Source organism: Mesocryomonas lacus, assembly GCF_055730135.2.
Window position 1 is genome coordinate 1 of sequence record NZ_JBUZWE020000034.1, and the last position, 3,352, is coordinate 3,352.

Below are 3,352 nucleotides of genomic sequence, written 5' to 3' on the forward strand. Positions count from 1 at the left end.
AAAAGCTGCCGTAACTGCAAAGCCATTGGCGACCGCTCCGGCAAGAACAAGCCATGCGGAATAGATCGTCCAGGCCACGTCGGCAGTGCCAAGAAAGGCGAGATCGGCGACAAAACTTGCGATGAGACAAGTGCCAGCCGTCGCGCCCAGCACCATTCGCAAGGGATAGCTGGTAACGTCGAGGCGCTGCGTGGCTGTCGATATGCTCATCGGATCGGGATCACATCTGTCTACGGATTGGAATTTCTATGCCCCAAATGCGACCGCACGCAAACGAGTTCCGAAGAACGATTCGCTACGGTTAAGGCCCTATGAACGCTGCGGACGGCGGCGTCTCTACGCCGGCTTCTTTCTGCAGAATGCGGTCATCATCCAAATCCCCGGCAGTTCGCCGAGAACTCTGCGCCTTCGGCGCCAGTCAGTGTCCTTCGGCCTCGTGGGAAGCTGCAACCTTGGCCTTGTAGACCTTCAATCGCTCCTCGGCGGCAGCCAGCTTCGCACGATACTCTTCGAGATGGGCCGATGGGTCCACGTCTCGAAGGCCCTTCGGCGAGCCAATTGAGACGGCACCGGTCATGTCCTCCTTTTCGATGGCCGTAATGTGCTGCCGGATGTCGGATACATCGCGCTCTAGAAGCTCCAGCTTTTTGTCGATCTCTACCATTCTGCGCTCCCAGATTTTGAAAGCAGAACGGTGGACCTCGCCGCTTTAGTTCCGAAAATGTCGCTCGTCGGGTTCAAAGGGGTAACGAAGCGGTACCCCTTCAACTGTTCGCTCTGATCGTACGGTTGCCGTGGAGCTCATCGATCCATCATCCAAATCTGGATGGTGGGACGAAATTCGTACCACCGCGCAGAACTGCGCAATGTGGTAACGGTCCAGATCTGGACGGTGTCATGGCCATCGCCCAAATTTGGGCGGTTCCGCCATCATACAGATTTGTATGCTGTAGCGGCCGATCCGCGGGTAAGGACCCCGGGGCCGGCTTATGCGCAACACTCCGGGGCTGATTGTTTGCGTCTGCATGCCACTGGACCGGGACAGGTCACTGCGCCAGGATCCCCGACGAGCTTGTGGATCGGGTGGGATGGGTCATGACTGTGCTGACGGACTATGCGGAGCAGGAGATCGCACGTCGGCAAGGGCTTCTTATCGAGAGCAAGCACGACGCTGCAGCGGACCTCCATCGGCGCGAAATCGCTCGCCTCACCAAGATCTTAGAAAGTGTGCGTGGTAGCTAAAATTGATCTGTATTGGATCTGGACAGATCGGCGCCGCTCAGCGCCTGAGTAGGGGCGTTGTTCGTACGCAGTGCCGCAAGCCTCAGGTATGATCTATTGCCGAAGGTTGGACAACAACGCCTAAGGGAACTCCAGTGTTAGCGTTGAAGCAGGTACAAAGGGCCGGCGACACTTGGTAAAATTGGTGTCGCCGGTTTGCCTCAGGCGCTATAGCTCGTCCGTTGCAATCCAGTGATCGGTACTAGACCCTTAGTTATTCCAGCCCGCGGCGAACCGCGAACAGAACGCGCCTCTGATGGTCGGCGAAATTCATCAGCTCGATAAGCGCGTCGGCCTCCTCGATCTCCAAGTAGTCGAGCGCAATATCGCGGACAAACGCCGGATGCCCGGTAAACAGGTCGATGATCGACCACGTTGTCCCATCACCAGTTTCAGCTAGGCTGTACCGATCGTAGGACATTCTGCACCTCGTTCCTCGAAGCATAGAATGAGCCTGGGACCGGTTCCGACCGTGATTTAGGTTCCGAGCTAAGAGCTTTGCGCGGCTTCTAGGACTTCTGCTACGGTGCTGGGGGTCACGAGGCCAGCACCCGGTAGGGAGAAGTATTTTGGTTCATCCGCACTTTCTCGATCACAGGCAACGAGTAGCCGAATTGGTCGGATATCTCCTTATCGTCCGCCCCGATCTCGATCATCGCTTCGATAATGCCAAGGTCAGTTTCAGAGACTGCACGGGGTACCCTCAGCGCAAAGCTGAACTTAGTCATGAAAGCGGACACGCGTTCTCCCTCGCATTCGCGACCATGCAGGATCCAACGCAGTGAACTCATTAAAGTTAGGCTGAAAACTGGGATGTGCGTTTCATGCTTAAGATTTGGTTGCGGAACATTCAAATCGGACTGGCCGCGCCGAGCACGATGATGACCCGCGGATTGACAGAGATCGCTACAGGGCCGCTTTCCGCTGTATCTCATATTCACGGTAATAGATCAGATCTGCCTCGTCCGAATCCTGGCACAAGATTTCCCGTGGCCGAGCGGCGCCCTCGTAAACCTTGATGAGAATCCGACCATCCGCCAGTTCCTCCTTCGCCACTGAATGGTTTGCTGAGCTCAACGCCATGTCATTCCTCGCTCTGGGCCGCTTGGCTACGATCACGCTGTGCAGACCGTTTGAGGCCCGACGGCGTTAAACTGTCTGCAGTGAACGCCGTGGAAAGATGAGTGTAACTGTTCCTATCGGGTGGAACCGCCAACAGCTACGTCTGCACCCTTAGCATGGATGCCACCTTCTTCACCGTATCCGCCATTATTGCGATCGGGTCTATCTGAGCGCTGATCGCCGTCGAGCAGAACGGGCAGGATAGTACGACGGTTTTCCAGACCGAAGAGCCGACGGCTGAACTGCCGTCGACGGTCTCCAAATTTAGACGAGTAAGCAGCTTTTCGCACTTCGGGCATTTCGACGTCATGTAGCACCATCTCAATTGCAGGTAGAGCAGACAAGCATTCGCTGCTGCTAATGGGAAGCCTGACCGGTGTCGTCATTCGAGCCAAAAAACCCGCTGGGGCGCAGCGCGAGCTAAGCAGTCAACCCCCTCCGTAGCAGGTAGCGCAACGGCTACCGCACCGCGTCAAACACCCTTAGTTGTAGCCGCCATTCGCTGGAGGCTCCCAATGCTGAATGCCGTCACGAACCTTCTTCGCCGTCTCGGTTTGATCAGCGATAGGAAGGCGCTGACGGATCACGACCGCCGCACAATCATGAGCATGTTGGAAGCCGGCATAGAGCCAGCCGACCTCACAGCTGTGACGGAATACACCCTCGACGATATCGAGTGCGCAAGAGCCAGCGACGTTCTTACGGGGCAGAGCGTTTCGGCGGTCTCTCCTCTAGCTTCATCGTCCAAATCTGGGCGGTGATGCGGGTGAACGATGGGGAAAGGAGTTGAAGCAGACTTAGGATCGCAGTGACTGCAATCCCGGCGCTCCAGCCCTCAGACTTGAGGCATCGGCCTTGGAAGCAAGTACGCTTCGAACTGCTGCCAGTCGCGATCGCCCGGCAGAAGCCTCGCTTTGCAGATTCAAGCCGCCAGAATGCGCTTTAGTTG

At 56.6% G+C, this 3,352-nt stretch carries 5 protein-coding genes; 1 reads left to right on the top strand and 4 read right to left on the bottom strand.

The features are described 5' to 3' along the window. From ACZLZY_RS24685 to ACZLZY_RS24700, 4 genes are all read right to left on the bottom strand, one after another. A partial coding sequence (locus ACZLZY_RS24685) for a hypothetical protein (RefSeq protein ID WP_496253611.1) occupies window positions 1-210 on the bottom strand: 210 nt, incomplete at its 3' end. 208 nt (window positions 211-418) lie between these two features. Continuing rightward, window positions 419-664, bottom strand: a complete 246-nt coding sequence (locus ACZLZY_RS24690; RefSeq protein ID WP_472936610.1) for a hypothetical protein — start codon at window positions 662-664, stop codon at window positions 419-421. Between the two features lie 831 nt (window positions 665-1,495). Continuing rightward, window positions 1,496-1,702, bottom strand: a complete 207-nt coding sequence (locus ACZLZY_RS24695; protein ID WP_472936609.1) for a hypothetical protein — start codon at window positions 1,700-1,702, stop codon at window positions 1,496-1,498. A gap of 115 nt (window positions 1,703-1,817) precedes the next feature. Further along, window positions 1,818-2,021, bottom strand: a complete 204-nt coding sequence (locus ACZLZY_RS24700) for a hypothetical protein (protein ID WP_472936608.1) — start codon at window positions 2,019-2,021, stop codon at window positions 1,818-1,820. An 897-nt stretch (window positions 2,022-2,918) separates the two neighbouring features. Between ACZLZY_RS24700 and ACZLZY_RS24705 the strand changes: the two genes are divergently transcribed. After that, window positions 2,919-3,164: a hypothetical protein gene (locus tag ACZLZY_RS24705; protein ID WP_472936607.1), complete on the top strand. Its 246-nt coding sequence runs from the start codon at window positions 2,919-2,921 to the stop codon at window positions 3,162-3,164. Window positions 3,165-3,352: the final 188 nt, after the last annotated feature.

Coding starts and splice junctions, on each gene's coding strand:
- ACZLZY_RS24695 (WP_472936609.1), bottom strand. CDS start 1,702: ATGTCCTACGATCGGTACAGCCTAGCTGAAACTGGTGATGGGACAACG.
- ACZLZY_RS24690 (WP_472936610.1), bottom strand. CDS start 664: ATGGTAGAGATCGACAAAAAGCTGGAGCTTCTAGAGCGCGATGTATCC.
- ACZLZY_RS24705 (WP_472936607.1), top strand. CDS start 2,919: ATGCTGAATGCCGTCACGAACCTTCTTCGCCGTCTCGGTTTGATCAGC.